General features: G+C 73.9%; 2 protein-coding genes. One reads left to right on the forward strand and one right to left on the reverse strand.

From position 1 onward, the window contains the following. The coding region (locus NON22_RS24710; RefSeq protein WP_257389631.1) for a helix-turn-helix transcriptional regulator at positions 1–399 on the reverse strand (399 nt) is incomplete at its 3' end. A gap of 165 nt (positions 400–564) precedes the next feature. On the opposite strand from NON22_RS24710, the gene NON22_RS24715 reads away from it, so the two are divergent. After that, positions 565–1,083 (forward strand): winged helix-turn-helix domain-containing protein (locus tag NON22_RS24715; protein WP_257389632.1); only part of this gene is annotated, 519 nt, incomplete at its 3' end.

Raw genomic sequence — 1,083 nt, forward strand, 5'->3', positions numbered from 1 at the left:
CTGGCTCAGGTCCAGGGTGACGGTCTCGGCCACGGCGCGCACGCGCCGCTGCAGCGCGGCCGGCATCACGCGCTCGAGCTTGGCCAGCGCGCTCGCCACGGCCGGCGCGGCATCGGCCAGGCCCAGGCTGCGCGCGGCGAGCAGGCCGAGCGACAGCGCGAGCGCCTCGTCGTCGCCGAACATCAGCGGCGGCAGCTTGAAGCCCGGCACCAGCGAATACGCGCCGTAGCGGCCGCGCTCTGCCGTGATCGGAATGCCGATGTCCTCCAGCACGCGGATGTAGCGCCGCGTCGTGCGCACGTCGACCTGCAGGCGCTGGGCCAGCTCGCTGCCGCTGAGCCGGCCATGGGCCTGCAGCAGTTCGAGGACGGTCAGCACGCGGGAGGCGGGATGGCTCATGCGGCGGCGAGGGCTCCGGAATCCGGCGCGGCCGGCGGCGCCGCGCGAAGGACTCCTAAGCTTAGGCCCAATCAGGGCCGGATCCGCCCTCAATGAGTGAGAGTCCGCTTACCGCGGCGGCGGCGGCTTCGCTAGGATCGCGCCATTCCCGCTCCCGATCGACCGATGGCCGTCTCCGATTCTTCCCGCATGCCGGAAACGCGCGTCGTCGGTTACCGCTTTGCCGGAGTCGCGCTGGACCTGCGCCGCGGCAGCCTGAGCATCGACGGCGAAGACGTCGCCGCGACGCCGCTGCTGCTGCAGCTGCTGCAAGTCCTGTGCGAATCCGACGGCCGCCTGCTGACGCGCCAGGAGCTGTTCGACGCGCTCTGGCCGGGCGGCCAGACCGTGTCGGACGCGGCGCTGTCGCAGCTGATCTGGCGCCTGCGCTCGCTGCTCGGTCCGTACGGCGGTCTCGTCGCGACCCTGCGCCGCAGCGGCGTGCGGCTCGAAGCGCCGGTCAGCGCGGAGTTCGATTTCCAGCGCGGTCCGCGCAGGCTTCCGGCCGGATCGGCCGCGGTCGAGCCGCCTGCGGTCGAGCTCCCGGCTGCCGCGCGCGGTCCCGCGCCGCCGCAGGACGCCCTGCCGGCGGCTGCGTTGTCGACCGAGGCGAGCACGGAGCGGCCCGTGACCGAGCCGGCCGTC

This window comes from Tahibacter caeni (genome assembly GCF_024609805.1).
GTDB lineage: Bacteria > Pseudomonadota > Gammaproteobacteria > Xanthomonadales > Rhodanobacteraceae > Tahibacter > Tahibacter caeni.